Source organism: uncultured Nevskia sp. (assembly GCF_903885465.1).
Classification (GTDB): domain Bacteria; phylum Pseudomonadota; class Gammaproteobacteria; order Nevskiales; family Nevskiaceae; genus Nevskia.
Window position 1 is genome coordinate 1 of record NZ_CAISIQ010000045.1, and the last position, 1,720, is coordinate 1,720.

The window sequence follows — 1,720 nt, forward strand, 5'->3', positions numbered from 1 at the left end:
CTGGCGCAGGAGCCGGACGATCAGGCTTGCGCCTGTAGCTCGAAGTCCAGCTTTTCGCGCACCGCGCAGGCGGGGCAGGGCCAGTCCTCCGGCACCTGCTCCCAGCGGGTGCCGGGCGGGAAGCCTTCGTGCGGATCACCCTTGCCTTCGTCATAGGCATAGCCGCAGCCGGGGCAGATGAAACGGCGGTAGCCGCTCACGGTCAGGCGCCTGCCGCCGCATTGCCGCCGCGCTTGCCCCAGCGGGCTTCGAGTCGGGCGCGGTAGCCAGGGCGGATGTTGATGAGATCGAAGCGGCCTTCAGCCCAGGCGACCACGCGGGGGTTCATCACCGCAAACCACAGCGGCGGGAACAGCGCGATCAGGAACATCAGCGGATAGCCGCTTGGATATTCCGGCAGATGCTCGAAGTTGCGCAGGCTCTGATAGCGGCGCGTCGGGTTGGCGTGATGGTCCGAATGACGCTGCAGGTTGAACAGGATCAGGTTCGACATTACGTGGTTGGAGTTCCACGAGTGGTAGGGCTGGCAGGCCTCGAAGCGGCCGTTGTCGCGCTTCTGCCGCAGCAGCCCGTAATGCTCGATGTAGTTGGCGCTGGTCAGCACGCCGAACCAGCCCCAGATCATCTGCAGCGCGAGGTACGGGAGCATCACCCAGCCGAACGCGACGGTCAGGCCGACGTACAGCGGGACGGTGATCAGCAGCGGCTGCAGCACTTCGTTCTGCAAGGTCCAGGGACCCTTGCCGCAGCGTTCGAGGCGCGCCTTCTCAGAGCGCCAGGCGCGACGCATCGCACCGGGAATCTCGCGGCAGGCGAAGCCGTAGATGTTCTCGCCCATCCGCGAAGAGGCGGGATCGTCCGGCGTTGCCACGTCCTTGTGATGGCCCTTGTTGTGCTCGATGAAGAAGTGGCCGTAGCCGACGACAGCCAGCACGGTCTTGGCGAGCCAGCGCTCCAGATCAGTGGTCTTGTGGCCGAGTTCGTGGCCGGTGTTGATGGCGATGCCGTTGACCAGACCGACGGACAACGCCAGCCCCAGGATCGAGTACCAGGCGAGATCGCCGGTGCCGATCACCCAAGCGCTGTAGATCAGCGTGATGTAGTGGATCGGCACGGTCAGCATCGGCAGCAGGCGGTAGTACCAATCGGCGTCAAGCGTGGGCACCACTTCCGGCGGGGGATTGCTGCCATCGGCCGGCAGCAGGTGATCGATCACCGGCACGATCAGATACCAGATGATCCAGGTCGCCCAGAACCACACGGCCTGGCCGGTCTTCGCCGCGGCCACGCAGGAAATCACCGGCAGCAGGGGCCACAGCAGCGACAGCGACCACAGCCAACGTCGCTTGTCGGTGTAGCGCACGATCTGGCCTTCGGGATTCAGCGCCTGGATGCTCATGTCTCGTTCTTCCGTCAATGCCTTGGGTGAAGGCGATTGGACGGTGACAGAGCCGCAGCGCACCATTCCAATTCATTGTTATTGGCAAATCGGTGAATATTTGTCATGAGCGAATCGTTCCGGCAATTGCGCCATGTGCTGGCGCTCCATGAGCACCGCAATTACCGGCGGGCGGCCGAAGCGCTGCATCTGACCCAGTCGGCGCTGTCGGTCAGCATCCGCCGCATCGAGGACGAGTACGGCGTGCCGCTGTTCATCCGCGACCAGTCCGGCGTGCGGCCCACCGAGTACGGCGAGGTCGTGGTGCGGCTGGCGCGGGAA

The 1,720-nt window shown here is 64.6% G+C and carries 3 protein-coding genes; 1 reads left to right on the forward strand and 2 read right to left on the reverse strand.

Annotated elements, in window-relative coordinates:
- Positions 1-20 precede the first annotated feature (20 nt).
- Together QZY06_RS01675 and QZY06_RS01680 are read right to left on the reverse strand one after the other, a co-directional pair.
- The gene (locus tag QZY06_RS01675; RefSeq protein ID WP_295679365.1) at positions 21-200 is read right to left on the reverse strand and encodes a rubredoxin; all 180 of its coding nucleotides are present in this window, start codon (positions 198-200) and stop codon (positions 21-23) included.
- Between the two features lie 2 nt (positions 201-202).
- Entirely contained in the window at positions 203-1,399 is a 1,197-nt protein-coding gene (locus QZY06_RS01680; protein ID WP_295679367.1) for an alkane 1-monooxygenase, read from the reverse strand.
- Between the two features lie 105 nt (positions 1,400-1,504).
- Here QZY06_RS01680 and QZY06_RS01685 point away from each other — a divergent pair.
- A partial coding sequence (locus QZY06_RS01685) for a LysR family transcriptional regulator (RefSeq protein ID WP_295679369.1) occupies positions 1,505-1,720 on the forward strand: 216 nt, incomplete at its 3' end.

What these genes read in the sequence shown, in the direction of transcription:
- QZY06_RS01680 (WP_295679367.1), bottom strand. Translation starts at nt 1,399, where the DNA reads ATGAGCATCCAGGCGCTGAATCCCGAAGGCCAGATCGTGCGCTACACC.